This is a genomic window from Polymorphum gilvum SL003B-26A1 (genome assembly GCF_000192745.1).
Lineage (GTDB): Bacteria > Pseudomonadota > Alphaproteobacteria > Rhizobiales > Stappiaceae > Polymorphum > Polymorphum gilvum.
Map to the genome: position 1 here is coordinate 1383833 of NC_015259.1, position 25152 is coordinate 1408984.

General features: G+C 66.8%; 22 protein-coding genes. 16 read left to right on the top strand and 6 right to left on the bottom strand.

The genetic code is table 11. The features are described 5' to 3' along the window. Positions 1-2: 2 nt before the first annotated feature. Together SL003B_RS06540 and SL003B_RS06545 are read right to left on the bottom strand one after the other, a co-directional pair. Positions 3-698, bottom strand: a complete 696-nt coding sequence (locus tag SL003B_RS06540) for a GNAT family N-acetyltransferase (RefSeq protein ID WP_013652036.1) — start codon at positions 696-698, stop codon at positions 3-5. 14 nt (positions 699-712) lie between these two features. Next, positions 713-1228, bottom strand: a complete 516-nt coding sequence (locus SL003B_RS06545; RefSeq protein ID WP_013652037.1) for a MarR family winged helix-turn-helix transcriptional regulator — start codon at positions 1226-1228, stop codon at positions 713-715. Positions 1229-1538: 310 nt separating this feature from the next. On the opposite strand from SL003B_RS06545, the gene ettA reads away from it, so the two are divergent. The 6 genes from ettA (at position 1539) to SL003B_RS06575 (ending at position 7263) form a co-directional block, all read left to right on the top strand. Next, on the top strand, positions 1539-3188 hold the full coding sequence (gene ettA, locus SL003B_RS06550) for an energy-dependent translational throttle protein EttA (protein ID WP_013652038.1): 1650 nt from the start codon (positions 1539-1541) through the stop codon (positions 3186-3188). A gap of 335 nt (positions 3189-3523) precedes the next feature. Next, positions 3524-4081, top strand: coding sequence for a pyridoxamine 5'-phosphate oxidase family protein (locus tag SL003B_RS06555; RefSeq protein ID WP_013652039.1), 558 nt, complete (start codon positions 3524-3526; stop codon positions 4079-4081). Positions 4082-4166: 85 nt separating this feature from the next. Then, on the top strand, positions 4167-4790 hold the full coding sequence (locus tag SL003B_RS06560) for an MOSC domain-containing protein (RefSeq protein WP_013652040.1): 624 nt from the start codon (positions 4167-4169) through the stop codon (positions 4788-4790). Between the two features lie 63 nt (positions 4791-4853). Then, a complete protein-coding gene (locus SL003B_RS06565) occupies positions 4854-5246 on the top strand; it encodes a RidA family protein (protein WP_013652041.1) in 393 nt (130 codons plus the stop codon). 318 nt (positions 5247-5564) lie between these two features. After that, entirely contained in the window at positions 5565-6842 is a 1278-nt protein-coding gene (locus tag SL003B_RS06570) for a thiolase family protein (protein ID WP_013652042.1), read from the top strand. Position 6843: 1 nt separating this feature from the next. Next, positions 6844-7263, top strand: coding sequence for a Zn-ribbon domain-containing OB-fold protein (locus SL003B_RS06575; RefSeq protein WP_013652043.1), 420 nt, complete (start codon positions 6844-6846; stop codon positions 7261-7263). Positions 7264-7285: 22 nt separating this feature from the next. Here SL003B_RS06575 and SL003B_RS06580 read toward each other — a convergent pair whose 3' ends face one another. After that, positions 7286-7612 carry a DUF2293 domain-containing protein gene (locus SL003B_RS06580; protein ID WP_013652044.1) on the bottom strand — a complete coding sequence of 109 codons (327 nt, stop codon included), beginning with the start codon at positions 7610-7612 and terminating at the stop codon, positions 7286-7288. Positions 7613-7720: 108 nt separating this feature from the next. Between SL003B_RS06580 and SL003B_RS06585 the strand changes: the two genes are divergently transcribed. Further along, complete coding sequence (locus tag SL003B_RS06585; protein WP_041375903.1) at positions 7721-8371, top strand: helix-turn-helix transcriptional regulator; 651 nt, start codon at positions 7721-7723, stop codon at positions 8369-8371. On the opposite strand, the gene SL003B_RS06590 is transcribed toward SL003B_RS06585, so the two are convergent. Beyond that, on the bottom strand, positions 8326-9291 hold the full coding sequence (locus SL003B_RS06590) for a hydrogen peroxide-inducible genes activator (RefSeq protein WP_013652046.1): 966 nt from the start codon (positions 9289-9291) through the stop codon (positions 8326-8328). The genes SL003B_RS06585 and SL003B_RS06590 overlap by 46 nt on opposite strands. A 326-nt stretch (positions 9292-9617) precedes the next feature. Between SL003B_RS06590 and katG the strand changes: the two genes are divergently transcribed. Then, positions 9618-11789, top strand: a complete 2172-nt coding sequence (gene katG / locus SL003B_RS06595; protein WP_013652047.1) for a catalase/peroxidase HPI — start codon at positions 9618-9620, stop codon at positions 11787-11789. A gap of 134 nt (positions 11790-11923) precedes the next feature. Here the strand turns inward: katG and tsaA are convergent, their stop codons facing one another. Further along, positions 11924-12451 (bottom strand): tRNA (N6-threonylcarbamoyladenosine(37)-N6)-methyltransferase TrmO, encoded by a 528-nt coding sequence (tsaA, locus tag SL003B_RS06600; RefSeq protein WP_013652048.1) that lies wholly within the window; start codon positions 12449-12451, stop codon positions 11924-11926. 214 nt (positions 12452-12665) lie between these two features. Here tsaA and SL003B_RS06605 point away from each other — a divergent pair, with 214 nt between their 5' ends. The 7 genes from SL003B_RS06605 (at position 12666) to SL003B_RS06630 (ending at position 22995) form a co-directional block, all read left to right on the top strand. Next, the gene (locus SL003B_RS06605; protein ID WP_013652049.1) at positions 12666-13751 is read left to right on the top strand and encodes a DUF2336 domain-containing protein; all 1086 of its coding nucleotides are present in this window, start codon (positions 12666-12668) and stop codon (positions 13749-13751) included. 402 nt (positions 13752-14153) lie between these two features. After that, on the top strand, positions 14154-14324 hold the full coding sequence (locus tag SL003B_RS23525) for a hypothetical protein (RefSeq protein ID WP_158306628.1): 171 nt from the start codon (positions 14154-14156) through the stop codon (positions 14322-14324). Positions 14325-14585: 261 nt separating this feature from the next. Next, complete coding sequence (locus tag SL003B_RS06610) at positions 14586-15593, top strand: ArsR/SmtB family transcription factor (RefSeq protein ID WP_013652050.1); 1008 nt, start codon at positions 14586-14588, stop codon at positions 15591-15593. Further along, positions 15594-16508, top strand: coding sequence for a methylenetetrahydrofolate reductase [NAD(P)H] (gene metF, locus SL003B_RS06615; protein WP_013652051.1), 915 nt, complete (start codon positions 15594-15596; stop codon positions 16506-16508). It abuts the gene before it with no gap. A 17-nt stretch (positions 16509-16525) separates the two neighbouring features. Continuing rightward, positions 16526-20254 (top strand): methionine synthase, encoded by a 3729-nt coding sequence (gene metH / locus SL003B_RS06620; RefSeq protein ID WP_013652052.1) that lies wholly within the window; start codon positions 16526-16528, stop codon positions 20252-20254. Between the two features lie 117 nt (positions 20255-20371). Continuing rightward, positions 20372-20980, top strand: coding sequence for an FMN-dependent NADH-azoreductase (locus tag SL003B_RS06625; RefSeq protein WP_013652053.1), 609 nt, complete (start codon positions 20372-20374; stop codon positions 20978-20980). Between the two features lie 944 nt (positions 20981-21924). Then, positions 21925-22995 (top strand): DUF2336 domain-containing protein, encoded by a 1071-nt coding sequence (locus SL003B_RS06630; RefSeq protein WP_013652054.1) that lies wholly within the window; start codon positions 21925-21927, stop codon positions 22993-22995. Between the two features lie 30 nt (positions 22996-23025). Here SL003B_RS06630 and SL003B_RS06635 read toward each other — a convergent pair whose 3' ends face one another. Further along, positions 23026-23652 carry a LysE family translocator gene (locus SL003B_RS06635; protein WP_013652055.1) on the bottom strand — a complete coding sequence of 209 codons (627 nt, stop codon included), beginning with the start codon at positions 23650-23652 and terminating at the stop codon, positions 23026-23028. Positions 23653-23840: 188 nt separating this feature from the next. Here SL003B_RS06635 and SL003B_RS06640 point away from each other — a divergent pair, with 188 nt between their 5' ends. Further along, positions 23841-25061 (top strand): alanine racemase, encoded by a 1221-nt coding sequence (locus SL003B_RS06640; protein WP_013652056.1) that lies wholly within the window; start codon positions 23841-23843, stop codon positions 25059-25061. Positions 25062-25152: the final 91 nt, after the last annotated feature.

A 25152-nucleotide genomic window follows, 5' to 3' on the forward strand; every position in this document is an offset into this window, starting at 1 on the left:
CGTCAGGCATCCTGGGCCGGCTTGGCGAGCACGGCGACATGGACGCCGCAGCGCACCTCGTAACCGAGCTTTTCGTAGAGACGGATCGCGCCTGCGTTGCTGGCATAGGTGTGCAGGAACGGGGTTTCGCCGCGCGCTTCGATGCGCCTGCCTGCGAACACCGTCAGGGCCGCGCCGAAGCCCCGGCCGCGGAAGTCGGGATGGGTGCAGACCGCGCTCACCTCGGTGAAGCCCGGCAGCTTCAGCCGTTCGCCGGCCATCGCCGCCAGCCGGCCGCCGACGCGGATGCCGAAGTAGTCGCCGAGCTCGACGGTGCGGGCGCGGAACGGCCCCGGCCTGGTCAGGTCAATGAGCGCCCGCATGTCCGGGATGTTGGCTGCCGTCAGGCGAACGATTTCCTCGCGGAGTGCCGGTGCGTCGCCGGCGCGCCGTTTGACCATCTGCACGCCGGGTGCGGTCATCGGAGCCGTCAGCGTCGCGGGCAGGACGATCTCTGTGCGCTGGAGCAGGTAAACGTCGGTCTCGCCATCGGCCATCAGATCGCCGAGGGCCGCGAGGCTTTCGGGACTGTCGTCGCGGGCGGCAGCAAAGGGCGCCACGTCGGGCCTGAACCGCCGAGCACCTTGCTGCCCAAGGGCAAAGCCGCTCTGGCGCGTGATGAGAGCGGTCCAGACCGCGTGATCGAGGGCGTCTTCCATTCCCGGATACTCCGTTACCGCTTCCGTTCGCCGGCCTGGCGGGCCTTGACCCGGATCCGGACACGCCGGCCGAGCGGCTTCTCGGCAAGCCGGTCCTCAAGCTGGTCCAGTTGCTCGAGCAGGGTGCCGGAAAGCCCTTCGCAGGCGTCCGCGACAGCGGCCTCGACGGCCGGCCACAGCACCTCCTTCAGATGTGTGGTCAGCGCCTCGCCCCTGGTCGTCAGCCGTACGGTGCTGACCCGCCGGTCGGTCGCATCGGTGCGGGTTTCGACCAGGCCGGCGGCCTTCATCTTGCCGACCATGCGGGTGATGCCCGGCTGGCTCTGGCCGAGGGCTTGCGCCAGGTCGCCGATGCTCATCGGACCGTTGCGGTCGAGCGCGGCCAGCACCGGGTTGTGCGCCACCGGCAGGTCGCTTTCGGCGAGCCGTGCCGTCAGCTCCTGGGTGTCGGCCTGCAACCGCTCCCCGATCCGCTTCAACCGGCTACCGAGCGTGGCGTGGCCCAGCCTCCGGACGACGTCTTCCACCATCGCCACCTCCTTGTATGCTTAGTTATATAACTAGTTATATTAATATCGTCAATGGAGACGGCCAATGCCTGGTGCCCTTCCTGTGCCGAGGCCTGGACCTTCGCGACACTTTCATTTCCGAGGTTCTCGCGGCGGGCCGACGCCCGTATTCCGTCACGCTGCGCAGGGCTGTCGGCCTTGCAGGAGTGGCCGAGCGTTCCCATCTTTCGCCGAAATCCCGTGCGGCACGCATTGCTCCCCAAGAGCTCATCGCGTAATAGTGCCCCGAATTCCTCCCAGGACTTTCCTCACGACGGAGACGCGAAGCCCCATGGCGCGCCAGTTCATCTATCACATGCACGGCCTGTCGAAGGCCTACAACGGCAAGAAGGTGCTCGACAACATCCACCTGTCGTTCTACCCGGACGCCAAGATCGGTATTCTCGGCCCCAACGGCGCCGGCAAGTCGACGCTCCTAAAGATCATGGCCGGGCTCGACAAGGAGTTCACCGGCGAGGCCTGGGCGGCCGAGGGCGCCAAGGTCGGCTATCTGCCGCAGGAGCCGCAGCTCGACAATTCCAAGACGGTCAAAGAAAACGTCATGGAGGGCGTCGCGCACAAGCAGGCGATCGTCGACCGCTACAACGAACTGATGATGAACTACTCGGACGAGACCGCCGAGGAAGGCGCCAAACTGCAGGACATCATCGACGCGGAAGACCTGTGGAACCTCGAAAGCAAGGTCGAGATGGCGATGGAAGCGCTGCGCTGCCCGCCGGAAGATGCCTCCGTCGAGAACCTGTCGGGTGGCGAAAAGCGCCGCGTGGCGCTGTGCAAGCTGCTTCTGTCCGAACCGGACCTGCTGCTGCTCGACGAGCCGACCAACCACCTCGACGCTGAGACGGTCCACTGGCTGGAGCGTCACCTGCGCGAATTCAAGGGCGCGGTGCTGATCATCACCCACGACCGCTACTTCCTCGACCACGTGACGGGCTGGATCCTCGAGCTCGACCGCGGTCGCGGCATCCCCTACGAGGGCAACTACTCGGTCTATCTGGAGAAGAAGACCAAGCGCATGGTCCAGGAAGGCCGCGAGGACATGGCCCGCTCCAAGGCGATCGAGCGCGAGCGCGAATGGATGGGCATGTCGCCGAAGGGCCGCCAGACCAAGTCCAAGGCGCGCATCAAGGCCTACGAGGACCTGCTCGCCAAGCAGGAAGAGCGCATGCCGACGATCGAGCAGATCCTCATTCCGGTCGGCGAGCGCCTTGGCGCCAACGTCATCGAGGTCAGGAACGTCTCCAAGGGCTTCGGCGACCGGCTGCTGATCGACGACCTGTCGTTCAAGCTGCCGCGCGGCGGCATCGTCGGCGTGATCGGCCCGAACGGCGCCGGCAAGTCGACGCTGTTCAAGATGCTGACCGGCCAGGAAAAGCCCGACTCGGGCGAGATCATCGTCGGCGACAGCGTGCATCTGGGCTATGTCGACCAGTCGCGCGACACGCTCGATCCGTCGAAGACGGTGTGGGAGGAAATCTCCGGCGGCGCCGAGGTGATCTACCTCGACGACAAGGAGATCAACTCCCGCGCCTACTGCTCGTCGTTCAACTTCAAGGGCCCGGCCCAGCAGGCGAAGGTCGGCGACCTGTCCGGCGGCCAGCGTAACCGCGTGCACCTGGCCAAGGTCTTGAAGCAGGGCGCCAACGTGCTGCTGCTCGACGAGCCGACCAACGACCTCGACACCGAGACGCTGGCGGCGCTTGAAGACGCTCTGGAAAACTACGCCGGCTGCGCCGTGATCATCTCCCACGACCGCATGTTCCTCGACCGCATGGCCACCCACATGCTCGCCTTCGAGGGCGACAGCCACGTGGAATGGTTCGAGGGCAACTTCGAGGACTACGAGAAGGACAAGGTCAGACGTCTGGGGGCCCACGCCGCCGACCCGCGCCGGATCAAGTACAAGCCGCTGACGCGGTAGACGGCCGGCGAGGGTTTTCAGGATACAGAGACGGCGGGTCGGTTGGCCCGCCGTCAGCTTGTTGACAAACGCGCAGCCTTTCCAGTGTCATTCCGGCCAAGCGGAGCGCGAGCCGGAACCGGAGAGCCACGGTGTCAACGATTCCAATAATGTAGAACGAGAGCCCCCGGCTCGCCGATCCCGTATCTGCGCTTCGCTGCGTGCTGGATGACGCGTTTGGAGGTTTGTCAGCAGTCTGACGGCGGGTCGGTTGGCCCGCCGTTTTGCGTGCAAATGACCTTGTCGGCGCATCCGGCTGCCGGCAATCTCGACGCTCTGACTTGGGGAGATTGCCAATGGCAAAACGGTTTCCGGAGCTGTCCGACGAGCATCGCGCCTTCCTCGCGCACCAGCACATCTTCTTCACCGCGACCGCCGCATCGACGGGCCGGGTGAACGTGTCGCCGCGGCCGACGACGGCGCTCAGGGTGCTGTCCGCGAATGCGGTCGCCTATCTGGACCGGACGGGAAGCGGCAACGAGACGGCGGCGCACCTGAGGCAGTGCGACCGCATGACGCTGATGGTCTGCGCGGTCGAGGGACCGCCGCTGATCCTGCGTCTCTACGGCAAGGGCGCGGTCCTGCGCCGCGACACGGCGGCCTATGCGGCGCTTCTGGACAGCGCCTTTTCCGGCGAGGAGCCCGCCGGCGCGCGCCAGATCGTGCGGCTCGACATCGACCTGGTGCAGACCTCCTGCGGCTACGGCGTGCCGCTGTTCGAGTACAAGGGCGAGCGGCCGTCGCTCGACAACTGGTCCGCCGCCAAGACGGCGGAGGAGATGGAGGCCTACCAGCGCGCCAACAACCAGGTCAGCCTCGACGGGTTTGCGAGCGGCATGTTCGAAGGCACCTGAGCCGTCCGGCAACGCCGGCGTCTGGTTGCCGGCGCCGCTCATCCGGTCTACCTGAAGGAACGGGATCCCCAAGCAAGGACGGACCATGCCGGCAGATCTTTTCGGCGACGAGAGTCCCGACCCCGACCTCCTGGTGCGTGGCCGCCGGCTGGCCGGCAGGGTCGTCAGCGTGCTCAAGACGGCGGGGGCGGAAAGCTTCGAAACGGCACGGTGCGACGACCTTGTCCTGACCTTCGAGGGTATTCCCGGCGACCGCCATGCCGGCTTCACGCGCCGCTCGGGTGGGCGCGAGCCGTGGTATCCGCGCGGCACGGAGATGGCCAACGAGCGTCAGGTGTCGGTGCTGTCGGCGGAGGAACTGGCCCTGGTGGCGCGGCGCATGGACCTGCCCGAACTCAGGGCGGAATGGATCGGCGGCAACATCGTGCTCGCCGGCATCCCCCGCCTCAGTCTGATCCCGCCGCGCACGCGGCTCGTGTTCGAGGGCGGCGCGGTGCTGCGCGTCGACGGCGACAACGCGCCGTGCCGCATCGCCGGCCGGGCGATTGCTGCCCGGTACCCTGAACGCGACGGCCTCGACCTGCTGTTTCCCGACAAGGCGCGCCGCCTGCGCGGCCTGGTCGCCTATGTCGAGCGACCGGGCACGGTGCGCGCCGGCGAGGCAGCGACCGCCCATGTGCCCGAACAGTGGATCTATTCGCCCGACTGACCGTCCGGCTGACGGTCCTTCCGCGCGATCGACCGCCGCCCCCAACCGACCCAAGGAGGACCCATGCTGCCCATCCACCACATGATTGCCGGCGGTCCGCGCCCGGTCGCGCCGTTCTCCCATGCCGTCGAGGCCGACGGCTGGGTGTTCGTCACCGGCCAGATGCCGACCGATCCGCACGCGCCCGACGCGCCGCTGCCCGAGGGCGTCGAGGCCCAGACGGCCCGCGTGATGGAGAACCTGAAGCTCGTGCTCGCCGGCATCGGCCTCGGGCTCGAAAACGTCACCTTCGCGCGGGTCTACCTGACCTGTTTCCAGCGCGACTATGCGGCCATGAACGCGGTCTATCAGGGGTTCTTCGAGCCCGGAAAACTGCCCGCACGCACCTGCGTCGGGGTCACCGGCCTGGCCGTCGACGCGCTGGTCGAGATCGACCTCGTCGCCCGCCGGCCCTGAGGGGGCCTCAACTGCGGCTGCGGCGGGTCGATCCGACATCGCCACTCGCGAGGATATGTTCGGTTGCGTTGATGTGAGTCAACGCGAACAGCCTTGAGTTGTCGCAGTCTCTTGCCTGCGATCGAAGGCGGAAGCGACGACCACGACGCTGCAGGGGACATGGACCGTTCCCAGACCGCATTCCGACAGCGGGCACCCGGCGCATCCGTATGCCGGTCACCAGCAAGCCCGGCCACGATCGTATCCAGTGCGGCGTTTCGTGTCCGGCAGCAGGCGGGGACAACGGTCTCTGTCGGACCGGGTATCGGGAGTGAACGCATGCGCAACAGACTGAGAGAGCGGATCGCCATCGCCGGCGTTGGCTGCAGCCGCTTCGGCGATCTTCTGGAAACACCGGAACTGAAGGGACTGAGCATCCAGGAAATGACCGCGGCGGCGGTCAAGGAAGCCCTCGACGACGCCGGCATGAGCGGCCAGGACGTCGATGCGGTCTATGTCGGCAACGCGATGGTGCATTCCTCGCAACTGCCGGCGACCTATTCGCAGCTGTCTAAATGGATCGGCACCGAACTGCGCTCGGGCGTGCATTTCGAGGCGCAGTGCTCCACCACCAACGTGGGCGCCGCGATGGCCGCGATGGCAATCGCGTCCGGTGTCCACGACAAGGTGCTGGTCGTCGGCCTGGAGACCACCCGGACCAGGGTGAAGGACCTCAGTCCCTACGAGCGCGAGCCGATTTCCCACCAGATGACCTGGCTGTGGACCGACATGGCGGTCAACCAGGCCTATCAGGTGCCGCAGGGCTACGACATCTTCTCCACCTACAACGGCATCGTGGCTCTGGGCTACTGCCGGAAGTACGGCATCGGCATCGACGATTTCGACCGCGGAATGTTCGAAGTCTGCCGGACCCGCCGCCTGCACGGGTCGATGACGCCGAAGGCCAATATCCAGGAGACGCTGGAAGACGAGGCCAGGCGCAAGGGCTATGCCGATGCGTTCGAACTGTGGCGGTCGGACAAGGACAATCCGTTCGTCGCCTGGCCGTCGCGGCTGAAGAGCCTGGTGACGACGGCGGACGGCGCCTCGGCGATGGTCGTCACCCGGGCCGAACTTGCCGGTGCCCGGTCGCAGCCGGTCGAACTGAAGGGCTTCGGCATCTGCTATCGCGATCTTCCCTGGTACGACGAGGATCCGACCTATTGGGAAGGCGACCGCCGTTCGGTCGACCAGGCGCTCGACATGTCGGGCATCAAGCCCGCTGACATCGGCTATCTGCATACCCACGACTGTTCGCACATCTCCGGCCTGTGCACGGCCGAACTGATCGGCTACATCGAGCCGGGCAAGTCGCTCGCCTATGCGCGCGACGGCCGCCTGCGCTTCGACGGCGACCGGCCGATGTCGACGCACGGTGGCCGCCACGCCTTCGGCCATGCCTGGGCGGCGAGCGCCGGCTCCGACACCTACGAAGCGGTGACGCAGATGCGCGGGGCGGCCGGTGCGCGGCAGATCCCCAAGCGGCCCGATATCGCCGTGATCCACACCCATGGCTACGCCATGGTCGGGACCACCCTGGTTCTGGGAGGACTGTGAGATGCCGCAAGCACAAGCCAACGACTCCGCTATCAAGATCTACTACGACGGACTGCGCCAGGGCGTGCTGAAGGCGCGCAAGTGTCGCTCCTGCGACCGCCACACCTTCCCGCCGACCACCTGCTGCGAGCACTGCGGCAGCTGGGACCTTGATTGGGTCGAGCTGACGGGAAGGGGCACGCTGCTGTTCGCCACCCACAACATCTCGCCCGCCTGCCACCCGCGTTTCGAGCCGATCGCGCCCTATGTCTACGGTCACCTGCGGCTGGACGAGGGCATCACGGTGCAGGCGATCATCCGCGGCATCGAGGCAACGCCGGAGGCGCTGCGCGCGGTGTTCGAACGTGGACCGGTGCCGGTAGTCGCCGACATCCTGGTGATGGATGACCTGCCCGTGCTGGCCTTCCGTCCGGCGGGCTGAGGGCGGGAGGCTGACGTCGTCGTCACGGGCCGGCCGGAGGATCGTCTTCGTCCGGCTCGATACGGCGGGCGCAGCCCCAGTCCTGCAGCACGGCGTTCATCGCGTCGATGACGAAGAAACGTGCCGAATCGCGGTCGTAGCCCTCGTTGAGCAGGGCATCGTAGTCGGTGTGGGTGTGGCGGATATGGCTGGTGACCGCCTGCCAGAGCGCGATCGTCTCCGGCAGGTGGCGCAGGTGGCCGGCAAGCGCCGCGACGAGGATAGCCTCCGCGTCGGCCATCGGCACGCGCGGGGCGAGCGCGCGCAGGGCCTTGCGCATGTCCTTCTGCCGTTTCGTGCCACCGGTCATGGCCGTCCGTCCCGTCGCTGCTGCCCGCCTTCCCCTGGTGCTACGCTGCGGCGCAGGATTTGAAAAGCCGAATGTTTTTATATCCGGCCGGTCATGCTAGAAGGCGGCATGTCCGATCGCACCCGCACCCGCCTTCTCGACGCGCTCAAGGCCGATGGCCCGCAGACGGCCGCCGCTCTCGCCGAGGCGCTTGACGTCACGGTCGTGGCCGTGCGCCAGCACCTGGACGGCCTGTCGGACGAAGATCTGGTCGGCTTCACCGATCTCAAGGGCGCGGTCGGCCGGCCCCGACGCGTCTGGGCGCTGACCGCCGCCGGGCACGCGCGCTATCCGGATAACCATGCCGCGCTGACCCTCGGGCTTGTGCGCGCCGCGCGCGACCTCTACGGCGAGGCTGGGCTGGAGCGGCTGGTCGCCCACCGCGAGACGGAGACTCGCGTCGCCTATGCGGCGGAACTGGGTGCCATCTCCGGCCTCGGGCAGAGGGTCGCCCGGCTTGCGGCGTTGCGCAGCGCCGAAGGCTACATGGCCGAGGTCGAGGTGGACGGCGCCGGAGGCTGGCTGCTGATCGAGAACCACTGCTCGATCTGCGCGGCCGCCTCGGCATGCCCCGGTTTCTGCCGCTCCGAACTTGCCGTGTTCCGTGCCGTCCTCGGTGCGGATGCCTCCGTCGAGCGGGTCGAGCACCTGCTGTCCGGGGGGCGCCGCTGCGTCTACCGCATCGCCGCGGCAGCGGGCGCGGCGTCGGCGGCAGCCTGAGTTGCCGGCAGCGGACAGGGCGCGCAGCCGCATCCTTCCAGCGTCGCCATCAGGGTCTGGCGAAGCGTCTCGAAATCCTGCCGGCGCGGCGACGACTTGCGCCAGGCAAGGCCGACGGTGCGCGCCGGTTGCGGATCGGCGAAGCGCAACAGGGCGACGCGGTCGTCGCGCACTTCCGTCGCGGCGCAGATCTCGGGCAGCAGCGTGACGCCGTAGCCGGCGGCGACCATCTGCATGACGGTGGCGAGGCTGGTCGCGCCGAGCGGCGACTTCCGACCGGTCGGCAGGCTGCTGCAATAGTTGAGCGCCTGGTCGCGCAGGCAGTGGCCTTCCTCCAGCAGCAGCAGCGTGTCGGTTTCCAGGTCTGCCGGCTCGACCGGCCGGCTGCAGTCGAGGCCCGGGCGGTTGTGGCGGGCGAGCAGGAAGCGATCGACGAACAGCGGCTCGGCGACCAGGCCGGGATCGGTGACCGGCAGGGCGACGATGATCGCGTCGAGATCGCCGGCGAGCAGTTCCTGGGTCATCGCCTCGGTCAGCGTCTCGCGGATGGTCAGTTGCATGTTGGGATGGGCCGCGCCCAGCGCCGGCAGGATGCGCGGCAGCAGGTAGGGCGCGATCGAGGGAATGATGCCGAGGCGCAGGGTGCCGGACAGCGGCTGGCCGAGTTGGCGCGCGTAGTCGACCAGGTCGCGCACGTCGGACAGGATCTTGCGCGCGCGCGTCACGATCTCCTCGCCCTCGCGGGTCAGGCGCACCGCGTTGGGCTGGCGTTCGACCAGCTTGATTTCCAGTTCCTGCTCCAGTTCGCGGATCTGCATGGACAGGGCCGGCTGGGAGACGGCGACCGCATCCGCCGCCCGGCGGAAATGCAGATGGGTGGCGAGGGCGTCGAGATAGCGAAACTGGCGAAGCGAAGGCATGATGATAAGTTTACCTGATCGAGGATCAAAAGCAATACAATTGGACCTTATCGGATCCGCCCCCCTATAGTCTGGAACAATTCAAGGGACAGCCGCTCCGGCTTCACAAGCCCGCGTCATGGACCTGGCAGAAGAAACAGGATGCCGCCATCGGACAGGTGGACGGCACCGGAGGCACGACGACAGCACAGTTACGCAATCACGACGGCCGCTGCCTTGCGGTGGTCCTGCATGCCGGGAGGGACCGGGCGCGAAATGCGCCCGCTGGCGTGCGGGGTCGAAGGCGACACTTTGCAACACAATCCGGAAGATGATCGGAGATGGAAATGGACGCTAAGACAGAGAAGGGCGCCGGCAAGTGCCCGGTGATGCACGGGGCACTCACCAGCACGGGCGCCGATGTCATGGACTGGTGGCCGAACGCGCTGAACCTGGACATTCTGCACCAGCATGACACCAAGACCAACCCGCTGAAGGGCTTCGACTATCGCGAGGAAGTCAAGACGCTGGACTACGCCGCGCTGAAGGCCGACCTGAAGGCGCTGATGACCGACAGCCAGGACTGGTGGCCGGCGGACTGGGGCCACTACGGCGGGCTGATGATCCGCATGGCCTGGCACGCTGCCGGCTCCTACCGCCTGGCCGACGGCCGCGGCGGCGGCGGCACCGGCAACCAGCGCTTTGCCCCGCTCAACTCCTGGCCGGACAACGCCAACCTCGACAAGGCCCGCCGCCTGCTGTGGCCGATCAAGAAGAAGTACGGCAACAAGATCAGCTGGGCCGACCTCATCATCCTCGCCGGCAATGTGGCCTACGAGTCTATGGGGCTGAAGACCTTCGGCTTCGCGTTCGGCCGCGCGGATATCTGGCACCCGGAGAAGGACGTCTACTGGGGTTCGGAAAAGGAATGGCTGGCGCCGTCGGACAACCGCTATGACGACGTGTCCAAGCCGGACACGATGGAAAACCCGCTGGCCGCCGTGCAGATGGGCCTCATCTACGTGAACCCGGAAGGCGTCAATGGCCAGCCCGATCCGCTGAAGACCGCCGCGCAGGTTCGCGAGACCTTCGCCCGCATGGCGATGAACGACGAGGAAACCGTGGCGCTGACCGCCGGCGGCCACACCGTCGGCAAGACCCACGGCAACGGCCGGGCCGAGAATCTCGGCGCCGAGCCGGAAGCGGCCGACATCAGCGAGCAGGGTCTCGGCTGGAACAACCACAAGGGCCGCGGCATCGGCCGCGATACCGTCACCTCCGGCATCGAGGGCGCCTGGACCACCCATCCGACCCGGTGGGACAACGGCTACTTCGACCTGCTGTTCAAGTATGACTGGTGGCTGAAGAAGTCCCCGGCCGGCGCTTGGCAGTGGGAGCCGATCGGCATCAAGGAAGAGGACATGCCGGTCGATGTCGAGGATCCGTCGATCCGCCGCATGCCGATCATGACCGATGCCGACATGGCGATGCGCTTCGATCCGACCTATCGCGCGATCGCCGAGCGGTTCCACAAGGACCACGCCTACTTCTCGGAAGTCTTCGCCCGCGCCTGGTTCAAGCTGACCCACCGCGACATGGGTCCGAAGACCCGCTACATCGGCCCGGAAGCCCCGCAGGAAGAGCTGATCTGGCAGGATCCGGTTCCGGCCGGCAACGCCGCCTATGACGTCGGGGCGGTCAAGGCGAAGATCGCAGCCTGCGGCCTGTCGGTCGCCGACATGGTCGCCACCGCCTGGGACAGCGCCCGCACCTTCCGCCAGTCCGACTATCGCGGCGGCGCCAACGGTGCGCGCATCCGCCTGGCTCCGCAGAAGGACTGGGAAGGCAACGAGCCGGCGCGACTGGCCCGTGTCCTTTCGGTCCTGGAACCGATCGCGGCCGCGAGCGGCGCAAGCATCGCGGACGTCATCGTGCTTGCCGGCAACGTCGGTGTCGAGCAGGCGGCGAAGGCAGCCGGCTTCGCCATCGAGGTGCCCTTTGCCCCGGGTCGTGGCGACGCAACCGACGCGATGACGGATGCCGACTCGTTCAGCGTGCTTGAGCCGGTCGCCGACGGCTTCCGCAACTGGCTGAAGAAGGACTATGTCGTCAGCCCGGAAGAGTTGATGCTCGATCGCGCCCAGCTGATGGGCCTGACCGCTTGCGAGATGACCTGCCTCGTCGGCGGCATGCGGGCCATGGGCACCAACCACGGCGGCACGAAGCACGGCGTCTTCACCGACCGCGAGGGCGCGCTGACGACGGACTTCTTCGTCACCCTCACCGACATGGGCTTCAAGTGGGAGCCGACCGGTTCGAACAGCTACACCATCGTCGACCGCAAGACGGGCGCGGCGAAGTGGACGGCGACGCGCGCCGACCTCGTGTTCGGCTCGAACTCGGTCCTGCGCGCCTATGCCGAGGTCTATGCCCAGGACGACAACAAGGAGAAGTTCGTCAAGGACTTCGTCGCGGCCTGGACCAAGGTGATGAACGCCGACCGCTACGACCTCGCCTGATCGGTCGGAGCGAACGCAATCCTGCCGGTGGCGCAAACATGCGTCGCCGGCGCAGGTTAGGTGCCACTTGAGGGGCGGAGCCATCCGCCCCTTCTTTTTTGCGCCGCCGGACGCAGTCCGGTTGCGGTCGCCGGCTATATCGCGGTGGAGCGCCGGCCCGGGTGGGTGCGCTGCCCGTGCCAGCCGACCGTGGCGTCGGCAATCGCGTCGCTGCGGGCGAAATAGGGCTTGATGTCGATCAGCGGCGTGCCGTCGAGGCAGTCCAGGCCGCGCACGCGCAGCGTCGTGCCGGCAACCTCGAGAAGGTCGACAACCGACAGCGAGACGGGATTGGGACGGATCGGCGTGCGCAGGGCGAAGCAACCGTGGCTGCGGCTGTCGAACGCCGGCGACTGGACGATGAGGTCGCGGCGCGCCTCGTGCATCCAGTAGAGCACGAACAGGTGCGAACACGTCTCGATGGATTGCAGGCCCTGGGCATAGGGCGGGTCAATCTCGATGCGGCAGATGTCCTGCGAGTCGCGGCCGTTGCGCGGGCAGGCGTGGCGGTCGGTCCAGGGCGTGCGGATCCGTCCGATGAACACCAGTCCGGCATCGGGCGGCTGCTTGCCGGGGTCGAAGGGCAGGGCGATCTCGCCGGGACGGGGCGTATCGGAACTCATGGGCGGATCTCCGATGATCGTTGGCCGGTATGCCGGCATGCTTGTGGACCCTACACTATCGGCCGTTGTCGGCTTCGCAATGGCTGCGGTGTTCTGGATAAATTTTGATCAAATTCTTTCTAAAATAAGTACTTATATGCCTCATTCGTGTTTTTCTTATCTTTAAATCTGTCGACTAAGAAGGTGAAATGTTCCAGACAACGGGTGAGTGCAAATGTCTGAAGCGTTTCATACGGAACTGGTCAACTTTCAGGGCCTTTCGGCAGACTCGAGCGCCGACCGTCGGGCAGAACTCGCCCGGCATGTCGCGGTCTTGTTTTCCCTGACGTCGGACAAGTGTTCCGATGAACAGGTCGACATCTACGACTCGGTCCTGCTCCGGCTCGTCGACATGGTCGAGGTCGAGGTGCGGCGCTTCGTCGCCGAGCGCCTGTCGGAACTGCGCCGGGGGCCGGAGCGTACCATCCGGCAGCTCGCCGGCGACCAGATCGACGTGGCGGAAAGCCTGTTGCGCAAGTCCACCGTGCTGCGCGACTGCGACCTGGTCGACATTGCCGGCAGCAACGGCAACGGCCACCGCCTGGCGATCGCCGAACGCGAGGTGCTGTCGGAAGAGGTCACCGACGTGCTGGTGCGCCGTGGCGACATCCGGGTCAAGCGGCGGGTCGCCGCGAACCAGGGTGCGGTGTTTTCCACCGACGGCATGGCCGGCCTTCTCGACGCGGCAACCGACGACCCCGCGCTGCAGACGGCGCTGAGCGAACGCAACGATCTCGCCGAGACCGAGATCGAGCGTCTGGTGACGATCGCCACCGGCGCGGTGCGCGAACGGCTGCTGAGCAGCGGCGAGAACAAGGAGGCCGAGCGCCTGCCGCAGGCGGCCCGGATTGCCGTTCAGCGCATGTCGAACGAATACTGGCTCAGCCGCTACGACTTCGAGACCGCGCGCGGCCGGGTCATGGCGCTGGTGCGCGAAGGCCGTCTGAACGAGACCAGCCTGCGCTGGTTCGCCGCCGACGACCGCTTCGCCGAGGCGGTGGTCGCCTTCGCCTGCCTGACCAAGGTCGGCCTGCACGAGGCCAGCCACTGGATGGTGCGTCTCGACGTCGAGCCGTTCCTGATCGTTGCCAAGGCGCACGGCTTCTCGTCGCTGACGGTCAGCACCCTGCTCAAGGTCGGTCCGTGGCGGCACCGGCTGTCGGTTCAGGCCCGCGCCCAGGCCGTGGCGATGTACGAAGGCATGCGCCAGGACGAGGCGATCCAGAAACTCTCCCATTGGGACGACATGATCTCGCACTGACCGATCTCGCACGGACCGGAGCGCCTCCCGGTCTGCTGCAGAAAACCCCGCCTCGTTCGCGAGGCGGGGTTTTTCGTGCCCGGGCGACAGATTCCTGCCGGCGCTGGTGCCGAGCGCCTTCGCTGCCGTGTCCGAAACCCGTCCGGCGATCCGGGAGACTTCGGAAATAACGTCGTCGCGCGGGACGGTGCTTCCTGCGCATCGGGCCCTTGGCCTGACGGCAACGCCCAATGCATGCCGATATCCGCAACGTTCTTTTGCGTGCCATTTCAGATCTTTGGCATGCCCTAGGGGAATGGATATCCGTGTTGAGATGGGTCAAGGTCCGTCCGGCCAATCCGGCGTATGAAGGACATATCCGGGCCTTCGGTTTCCGGAACGCAGTGAGGGGAGGATTTGACCGTGAAGCTGCTCGACCTGCTTGCGAAGCTCGGCATCCTGCGCTTCGGCGCCAGGAGCGGAACCTACACGTCGGCAAAGGATCGTCCGGTCGAGTTCATGATGGACGACATCTACGACGCCGAGCGCGACCTGACCACGCGCAAGGACGTGAAGGACCTGACCGGCCGCTAAGCGCGGGTCCGCATCCGACGCTGCGGATCAGCCGCTGAAGACGCCCTGTTGCGGGTGTTGGGCCGCCGGGGTGGCGGACTTTGCCGTCGGCCTCTACGGCGGCGTCCCGACTTTTCCTCGTCTGACCGGGCCTCTGCAACCTTCCTGACTGGGCATTGTGCCTGCCGTCGTCTGCGTCGGTCGGTCGATGGAGGCTTGCAATGCATGAAATGATCGTATAAAGATATCTTTATATCAATCTACGATGTCGGCGGTCGGACGATGGACGAACAGACCCTTTCGGTGGACACGGCCCTCAACGTGCTCAGGGCGATCGGCGAGGCGACGCGCCTGCGCCTGATCGCCCTGCTTGCGGAAAGCGAGCTGACGGTCAAGGACGCCACCGAGATCCTGCGCCAGAGCCAGCCGCGGATCTCCCGGCACCTGAAGCTTCTGGCCGAGGCCGGGCTGATCCTGCGCTTCCCGGAGGGCTCCTGGGTCTATTACCGCCTGGCCGACGGGGCGACCGCCGATGTCGCCCGCGACCTGGTCGCCCGGATCTCGAAGGAGGATCCGGTGCTGGCCGGCGACCGGGAGCGGTTCAAGGCGATCCGCAAGGCCAAGGCCGAGGAGGCTGCCGCCTATTTCGCCGCCAAGGCGCTCACCTGGGACCAGGAACGTTCGCTGCACGTGTCGGAACGCGCGGTCGAAGCGGCCATGGTCGCAGCGCTCGGCGACAAGCCGTTCAACGCGTTCCTCGACCTGGGGACGGGCACCGGTCGCCTGCTCGAGCTGTTTTCCGACAAGTATGCCTCTGCGCTCGGCATCGATGCCTCGCACGACATGCTGGCGGTCGCCCGCGCCAATCTCGCCCGCCTCGGCCTGACCAACGCCCAGGTGCGCCACGGCGACATCTATGCGCTCAACGTGCCGCCGCGCTCCTTCGATGTGGTGGCCATCCACCAGGTGCTGCACTTCCTCGACGATCCGGCGCGCGCGCTGGCGGAAGCCGCCCGCGCCCTGCGCCCCGGCGGCCGGCTGCTGATCGTCGACTTCGCGCCGCACGAGTTGGAGTTCCTGCGCGACGCCCATGCCCATCGCCGGCTCGGCTTCGGCCACGAGCAGATGGCGCGCTGGCTGGAGGGGCTCGAGCTCGACGTCGAGGCGGTCACGGACCTGACGCCTGGCCAGGACCAGGCCTCCAAACTGACCGTAACCCTGTGGCTGGCCCGTGATCGGCGGATCGTGACCGACCTGCCGCTTGCCGATGCAACCCGTGAGGTCGCGTGAATGACTGAGTTCCAGGACGGCCGCCGCTCGCGGCAGACCCAGACCCCGCCGATCTCGGCGTCGTTCGAGTTCTTTCCGCCCAAGAGCGAGAAGATGGAGGCGACGCTGTGGTCGACGATCGAACGGCTGGCGCCGCTGGCGCCGTCCTTCGTGTCGGTGACCTACGGCGCCGGCGGATCGACGCGCGAGCGCACCCACCGCACGGTGCAGCGCATCCTGACCGAGACCTGCCTGCGTCCGGCCGCCCACCTGACCTGCGTCGGCGCCTCGCGCGCGGAGGTCGACGCGGTGGTGCGCGACTACTGGGACAGCGGCGTGCGCCACATCGTCGCCCTGCGCGGCGATCCGCTCGAGGGCCTCGGCGCGCGCTACCGGCCGCGTCCGGACGGCTACGCCTACGCGTCCGACCTGGTCGCCGGCATCCGAAATGTCGGCGGCTTCGAGATCTCGGTTTCCGGCTATCCGGAACGCCATCCCGAGAGCGTCGACTGGCAGGTCGAGATCGACAACCTGAAGCGCAAGATCGACGCCGGCGCGAGCCGCGTCATCACCCAGTATTTCTTCGACAACGACCTGTTCGAGGCCTATCTGGAGCGCATCGCCGCCGCCGGACTGTCGGTTCCGGTCGTGCCGGGCATCCTGCCGATCCAGAACTTCGAGCAGACGATCGTGTTCTCGGCCAAGTGCGGCACGTCCATCCCGCAGTGGCTGGCCAGGCGCTTCGCCGGCCTCGACGGCGACGCCGAGACGCGCAAGCTGGTCGGTGCCGCGATCGCCTGCGAGCAGGTCATGGACCTGGTCGACCGCGGTCTCTCCGACTTCCATTTCTACACCATGAACCGGGCGGATCTGACCTATGCGATCTGCCACATGCTGGGCCTGAGGCCCGCGCACCCGGAACAGCAGGCCGCCTGAGGTCGACGGAACCCGCCATGCTCAAGAAGTCCGACGTGTTCGACCGCCTCAAGGCGGTCGCCGACGAGCGCATCCTCATCCTCGACGGGGCGATGGGAACGGAGATCCAGGCGTTGAGGCTGGACGAGGCGGCGTTCCGAGGCGCCCGCTTCGCCGACTGGCCGCAGGACGTCAGGGGCAACAACGACCTGCTCAACCTGACCAGGGGCGAGGCGATCCGCGACATCCATCTGGCCTATTACCGCGCCGGCGCCCATATCGTCGCCACCAACACCTTCTCCTCAACGACGATCGCCCAGGCCGACTACGGCATGGAGGCGCTCGCCTACGAACTGAACCTCGAAGGAGCCCGGCTCGCCTGCGCCGCTCGCGACCGCTACCGCGCCGACCATCCGGACCGCCCGGCCTTCGTCGCCGGTGCGCTCGGGCCGACCAACCGCACCGCCTCGATCTCGCCGGACGTCAACAATCCGGGCTATCGGGCGGTCTCCTTCGACGACCTGCGCCAGGCCTACGGCGAGGCGGCGCGCGGCCTGATCGAGGGCGGCGCCGACATCCTGCTGGTCGAGACCATCTTCGACACGCTCAACGCCAAGGCCGCGCTGTTCGCCATCGACGAGGTGTTCGAGGAGCGCGGCCTGCGCCTGCCGGTGATGATCTCCGGCACGATCACGGACCTGTCCGGCCGCACCCTGTCGGGCCAGACGCCGGAAGCGTTCTGGAATTCCCTGCGCCATGCCGAGCCGTTCACGATCGGCCTCAACTGCGCGCTCGGCGCCAAGGAGATGCGCGCCCACATCGCGGAACTGGCGCGCGTCGCCGACACGCTGGTGTGCGCCTATCCCAACGCCGGCCTGCCCAACGAATTCGGCGACTACGACGAGAGCCCGGAGCACATGGCCGGCCTGCTCGGCGAGTTCGCCCGCGCCGGCCTGGTCAACGTCGTCGGCGGATGCTGCGGCACCACGCCGGCCCACATCCGCGCGATCGCCGAAGCGGTCGCACCGCACCGGCCGCGCGCGCTGCCGGACGTGCCGCGCCACATGCGCCTGTCTGGCCTGGAGCCGTTCGTGGTCACGCCGCAGACCAATTTCGTCAATGTCGGCGAGCGCACCAACGTCACCGGTTCGGCCCGCTTCCGCAAGCTGGTCAAGGAGGGCGACTACACGGCCGCGCTCGACGTCGCCCGCAGCCAGGTGGAGAACGGCGCCCAGATCATCGACGTCAACATGGACGAGGGCCTGCTGGATTCGGAAGCGGCCATGGTCACCTTCCTCAACCTCGTCGCCGCCGAGCCCGACATTGCCCGCGTGCCCGTGATGATCGACAGCTCGAAGTGGAGCGTCATCGAGGCCGGCCTGAAGTGCATCCAGGGCAAGGGCGTGGTCAATTCGATCTCGATGAAGGAAGGCGAAGCGGCCTTCGTCGCCCAGGCCAGGCTGGTGCGCCGCTACGGCGCCGCCGTCGTGGTCATGGCCTTCGACGAACAGGGCCAGGCCGACACCTTCGCCCGCAAGACCGAAATCTGCGCGCGCTCCTACAAGCTGCTCACGGAGCAGGTCGGCTTCCCGCCGGAAGACATCATCTTCGATCCCAACATCTTCGCCGTCGCTACCGGCATCGAGGAGCACGACAACTACGGCGTCGACTTCATCGAGGCGACCGGCTGGATCCGCGAGACCCTGCCCCACGCCCACGTCTCGGGCGGCGTCTCCAACCTGTCCTTCTCGTTCCGCGGCAACGAAAGCGTGCGCGAGGCGATGCATTCGGTGTTCCTTTACCATGCCATCGCCCGCGGCATGGACATGGGCATCGTCAATGCTGGCCAGCTCGCCATCTACGACGACCTCGACCCGGAGCTGCGCGATCTGTGCGAGGACGTGGTGCTGAACCGGCGCAAGGACGCCACCGACCGGCTGCTGGAGGCGGCCGAGCGCTGGAAGGGCGAGGGCGGCAGGAAGAAGGAGGCCGACCTCGCATGGCGCGGCTGGCCGGTTGCCCGGCGTCTCGAACACGCCCTCGTCAACGGCATCACCGATTTCATCGAGGAGGACACGGAGGAGGCGCGGCGGTCCTTCGAGCGGCCGCTGCACGTCATCGAGGGGCCGCTGATGGACGGCATGAACGTCGTCGGCGACCTGTTCGGGTCGGGGAAGATGTTCCTGCCGCAGGTGGTCAAGTCGGCGCGCGTGATGAAGAAGGCGGTCGCCTACCTGATGCCGTTCATGGAGGCCGAAAAGCGCGAGCTGGGCCAGGAGGGCCAGTCCTCGGCCGGCAGGATCCTGATGGCGACGGTCAAGGGCGACGTCCACGATATCGGCAAGAACATCGTCGGCGTCGTGCTCCAGTGCAACAACTTCGAGGTCATCGACCTCGGCGTCATGGTGCCGGCGGCCAGGATCCTGGAAACGGCGCGGGCCGAGAAGGTCGACATCATCGGCCTGTCCGGCCTGATCACGCCCTCGCTCGACGAGATGTGCCACGTGGCGGCCGAACTGGAGCGGGAGGGACTCGACGTGCCGCTGCTGATCGGCGGGGCGACCACCAGCCGCATCCACACGGCGGTCAGGATCCACCCCAACTACGCCCGCGGCCAGGCGATCTACGTCACCGACGCGGGCCGCGCGGTCGGCGTCTGTTCCCGGCTGATGAGCGAGGGCCAGCGCGCGCCCTACTTTGCCGAGGTGCGCGAGGAATACGCCCGGATCGCCGAGGAGCATGCCGCCGGGCGCCGCGCCGGACAGCGCGTCAGCCTGACCGAGGCGCGCGCCAATGCGTTCCAGGCCGATTTCTCGCTCGCGCCGGTCCGCCCGAGGCGGCTCGGCACGACGGTGTTCGACAGCTTCCCGCTGGAGGACCTGGTGCCGGTGATCGACTGGACGCCGTTCTTCGCCACCTGGGAAATCAAGGGTCGCTATCCCGGCGTGCTGACCGACAACCGCTATGGTCCGGCGGCCAGGGCGCTCTACGACGACGCCCGGCGCATGCTGGACGAGATCGTCGAGGGCAAGCTTTTGACCGCCCGCGGCGTTGCGGGCTTCTGGCCGGCGGCCAGCCGTGGCGATGACATCGTCCTTTATGCCGACGAGGGCCGCGAGGCCGAGCGGGCCGTGCTGCACACCCTGCGCCAGCAGATGGCGCGTGCCGGCGGCGGGCGGGCGAATGTGGCGTTGAGCGACTTCATCGCGCCGGAAGGGGTTGGCGTCGCCGACTGGATCGGCGGATTTGCGGTCACCGCCGGCCACGGCGAGGACGAGCTTGCGGCGCGCTACGCCCGGGCCGGCGACGACTACAGCAAGATCCTCAGCCAGGCGCTGGCCGACCGGCTGGCCGAAGCCTTTGCCGAGAAGCTGCACCAGATCGTGCGCACCGAGCTGTGGGGCTACACGCCCGACGAAAGGCTCAGCGCTGAGGAATTGATCGAGGAAAAGTACCAGGGCATCCGCCCGGCTCCCGGCTATCCGGCGCAGCCCGACCATACGGAAAAGGCGACCCTGTTCGACCTGCTCGATGCCGAGGCGGCAACCGGCATCCGCTTGACCGAGAGCTATGCCATGTGGCCGGGCTCGTCGGTGTCGGGGCTCTATTTCAGCCACAGGGACAGCCACTATTTCGGCGTCGGCAGGATCGAGCGCGACCAGGTCGAGGACTATGCCGCGCGCAAGGGCTGGGACGTCGGCCTCGCGGAACGCTGGCTGGCGCCGATCCTCAACTACGATCCGCATCGGATGGAAGCGGCGGAATAGCCGCTGCCATCGACACACCGTTCATTTTTTCGGATATAGTGATCCGAAAGTCCGGCACTAGATCTTCTAGCGGTTGAACAAAGCGCCCCTCCCGGCGCAAACCGTTGGAGACCTTTCATGTCGAACCCCAAGACGATCCTCAAGCTGGACGTGTCCGCCCGGGGCAAGGCGTCCGTCAGCCGCCAGCTGGCGGATGATCTCGTCGCCCGGCTCCTGGAGGCCGATCCGCAGGCACGCGTGCTGACTCGCGACCTGTCGACCGGCCTTCCCTTCATCGATGAAGCCTGGATCGGCGCCAATTTCACCGATCCTGCCGAGCGGACGCCGGAACAGAAGCTGAAGCTGGCCCTGTCGGACACGCTGGTCAACGAGCTTCGGAGTGCCGACATTCTGGTGATCGGCCTGCCCGTCTACAATTTCGGTGTTCCGGCCACGCTCAAGGCCTGGATCGATCTGGTCGCGCGGGCGCGCGAGACCTTCCGCTATACCGAGAACGGCCCGGTCGGGCTGCTCGACGGACGCAAGGCCTATGTGGTGTTCGCCTCCGGCGGAACCGCGATCGGGTCCGACATCGACTTCGCGTCGGGCTATCTGCGTCACATGCTCGGTTTCGTCGGCATCACCGACGTGAGCTTCATCGCTGCTGACCAGATGATGATGGACGCGGATGCGAAGCGCGAAGCCGCCCGTGCCGCCATCGAGGATCTCGCCGGGCGCGCGGCCTGAGCCGTTGCAAGCGTTCGTCCGGTCACCTCGTGTGCCAGGAGCGGTGGCGGCAGTATCCATCGGCCTCGGGGGGCGGGGAGACTGCCAGACAGTCCGGTCCGGCGGGCATTGGGATCCGGCACGACAAGGGATACTGGAGCATAGTCCGACCGGATCGAATCGATCCGGCTGATAGGAATATGCCCCAGTGAAGAAGCTGGAGCGATCGAGCGGTTCCGCTCGATCGGAAAGCACTCTAGGCCGAAGCCAAACGACCGGACCGCCGCAGTGCGGTGGTCCGGCAAGCTTTCCTCCGACAGAGAGCCGGCATCTGCCAGTAAAACCCGTCGTGGAGAAGCGCTTGCACTCCGCGACGGCTGCTGTGCATGCCGGCCGCAAGACGAATGTTACCTTGCGAAGGCGGGGCCGTTCCGGCGCTATGCCGCCGCCTGTTCGGAAGCATGTGACGCCTAGAGCACCCCGAAAACGATGGCGCCGAGGAACCCGAATGCCGCGCAAACGGCGATGACGTCGAGATTTCGGACGATCGACATTGTTGTAGCCTCCCGATTGTCCATCCCTTCACAAAAACAAGTGTAGAGAAGCTTTGCCGTCAACCGAAGCGAAAAAGTTTTTGCGCCGCAAAAACAGCGGAATTGCTGGCATCCGCGCCGAATTGTCGCGTTGACGCTGCGGGACTACTATTGTCCGCGGCCGGTGCGGAGTGGCGCAGCGCTTTCATGCGTCGGTACTTTCGACTTTTTGGAAATACGTATCAATTTACGTAAATCTTCCTAAATTTATATGATATACTTAATCTTTAAATGTATATTAAGCATGAAAATACACCTTAACGGGAGAGGTTAAGCGTTGCGATCTGTTTTCATCGTCCGGTTAATTAATCGTTAACTTATCTCCCCCTAGAATTGTGAAAAGGAGTCGGGGCGGTGTCCGTGGGGGGCGGAATGGTCAATCTGAAACAGCTGTCCGAGCTCGCCAGAGACAGTTCGTCGAGCGGCCGCAAGACCTTGGTCGAGGCGGTCACCGATCTGTTTCTCGCCGCCGACGACAGTGAGATCGACCATATCGCCCTGCTGTTCGGCGACATCGTCCTGCGCGTTCTCGGCCAGTTGGAGGAAGAGGCGCGGGTCGCCCTGTCCGCACGCGTCTCCGATCACCCGCACGCTCCGCACGACCTGATGGTGCGCCTTGCCAGCGACAGCATCGATGTAGCCAAGCAGGTGCTCGAGAACTCGCCGGTTCTGACCGACGAGGATCTTGCCTCGATCGCCTGGGAAGGATCCATGGATCATCTCGGCGCGATTGCGGATCGCGGCCCCCTCGGCGAGAACGTGACGACCGTCATTGTCGGTCGCGGCAATTCCCAGGTGCTGGCCAAGGTTGCCGGCAACGAACAGGCCCGCTTCACGCCGGATACGTTCGAACGGCTCCTGGAGAAGGCGCAGCAGCATCCGATCGTCCAGGAAGCGCTGATCGGCCGAAGTGACATTCCCGAAGAGCCGGCGCGCCGGCTGATCCCCTATCTGTCCGAGGAATTGCGCAAGCGCATCAAGGAACTCGGCACCAACAACACGCTGATCCAGCTTCTCGCCGAGCGCGCCGCACAGGAAGTCCAGGCGCAGATGCGCGATCTCGGCAGTGCAAAAAGCCGCGCGGAAATGCTGATCCGCGACGTAAAGTCGCGCAAGCGGCCGATCGACGACGCCGTCAACCAGTTCGCCAAGGCGGACCGGCCGATCGATCTTGCCATGCTTCTGGCCGAAGTCAGCGAACTGCCGGCCGAATCCGTGACCCGCGTCGTGTTCAACCAGGGCGACACGCCGCTCATCATCCTGTGTCGGGCCAACGGCGTCACCGACAACGCCTACAAGAACGTCGTCAAGATGCGCTCCAAACGCCTGCAACTGAGCGGCAAGGCGATGACGGATGCGATCAACCGCTACGCCCGCATGCAGCGTGCCGAGGCCGTGCGGGCACTGGCCGCCATCAAGCAGCGCGGCGGCAAGGCGTCCTGACGCAAAGGGCGCCGGCGCGTTCGGTGCCTCTCAGCTCGCCGTGCGGCGCAACAGGGCGGTCATCGCCGCGGCACTGACCAGCAGGCCGCCGCCGACCCTGTTGACCAGTTTCAGCGTCTGCGGCCGGCGGATGCGCTCGCGCACCGAGGCGGCCGCGAGCGAATAGACCGCCGCGTTGGCGATCCCCAGCACCACGAACGTGACGCCGAGCAGGCCGAACTGCGGTGCCAGCGGCGCGCCCGGCGCGATGAAATGCGGCAGGAAGGCGATGAAGAACACGATCCCCTTCGGGTTGAGGCTGGTCACGACATAGGCGTGCCAGAAGATCCGGCGCGGGTTCATCGGCGCCACCTCCATGGCGTCGAGCGGCGCCGGCGGCTGGCGCCACATCTTGACGCCGATCCACAGCAGGTAGGCGGCGCCGACCCACTTGAGCAGCGTGAACAGGGTTGCCGAGGTCGCTAGCACGGCGCCGAGGCCGAGCAGGGATGCGGTCGCCGCGGTGGCATCGCCGAGGCCGACGCCGAGCACGCTCGCCGCCGCCGAGCGGCGCCCGTGGGCGAGGGCGTAGCTGATCACCAGCATGATCGTCGGCCCGGGAATCGCGAGCACGACCAGGGTGGCGAGGACATAGGCGGAATAGAGTTCCCAGGTCATATCGGGAGGCCTTTAGAGGATGCTGCACCAGCGAAGCAAGAGCCGCGGAAAAATGCAAGGCCGTCCGCGTGCGGTGCGACGTCGTGGCGTGCGCGGCGGTGGACGGTGGGCCCTTGCGCTTGCCTTCGCGGTCCTGCTGGGCTCCACTGCCCGTCGCAGACAGACCCCTGAGCCACGGGAACGATCTCATGGAGCGATACCAGACCGCCGTCGACGCAGCCCTTTCGATGCGCCCGGACCAGCCGGTCTACTGTTTCCGGCCCAAGGTGCTGGCCGAGGACGCGCGCCGCTTCGCCGGCCTGTTTCCCGGCAAGACCGCCTATGCGGTCAAGACCAACGGCGAGCCCTTCGTGCTGGCGACGCTGGCGCAGGCCGGCATCGACTGTTTCGACGTCGCCTCGCCGGCGGAATTCGCCGCCGTGCGCGGCGTCGCGCCTTCAGCCGAAATGCTCTACATGCATCCGGTCAAGGCGCAGTCGCACATCCGCCTGGCGCTGGAGACCTACCGCATCCGCACCCTGTCGCTCGACCATGAGGACGAGGTCGCCAAGATCCTGCGCGTCGTGCGCGCGCTCGACATCGATCCCGGCGACATCACCCTGTTCGTGCGCATCGCCACCAAGGGGCAGGCCGCCTACGAGTTGTCGAAGAAGTTCGGCGCCGCGCCGGCCCATGCGGTCGAACTGCTGCAGCGCATCGACCGCATCGGCTTCCGCTGCGGCCTGTGCTTCCATGTCGGCAGCCAGATCGAGGATCCGCAGACCTACGAACGGGCGCTCGCCTCCGCCGACTGGATCCGCTCGCGCGCTGGCGTGCCGATCGTCGCGCTCGACGTCGGCGGCGGCTTTCCGGCCGTCTACGGCCACGATCCGCGCCGCCGGACCCCTGAGATGCCGTCGCTGGAGGAGCTGATGGCGCAGCTGCGCCAGGACATCTCCGACTGGGGCTTCGACACCCTGCCGCTGGTCGCCGAACCCGGCCGGGTGATCGTCGCGCGCTCGATCTCGCTCGTCGTGCGCGTGCTGTTGAAGAAGGGCCGGCGGCTCTACATCAACGACGGCATCTGGGCGTCGCTGTCCGACAGCTGGACCGGCAAGATCACCCTGCCGGCGCGGTTCATCCCCGATCCGGCGCGCAAGCGGCGCGCGGGCAATCCGGACGAGATCGTGCCGTTCAAGGTCTGCGGCGCGACCTGCGACAGCGTCGACATCCTGTCGCGGCCGTTCTGGCTGCCGGAGACCGTCGATACCGGCGACTGGATCGAGATCGGCCACATCGGCGCCTATTCGCTGTCCCTGCGCACCCATTTCAACGGCTTCTATCCCGATACCGTGGTCGAGGTGGAGACGCCGTTCGAGGCCGGCGAGGCGCCCAGCGGCTTCGCCTCGATCGAGACCATGGCTGACTGACCGGGGGGCGACTGACCGGCGACGTTCCGCCGTTCGGCACGAAAAAAGGGGCCGCCGGGCGCGGCCCCTTCAGGTGGTCCGGCCGGGCGGG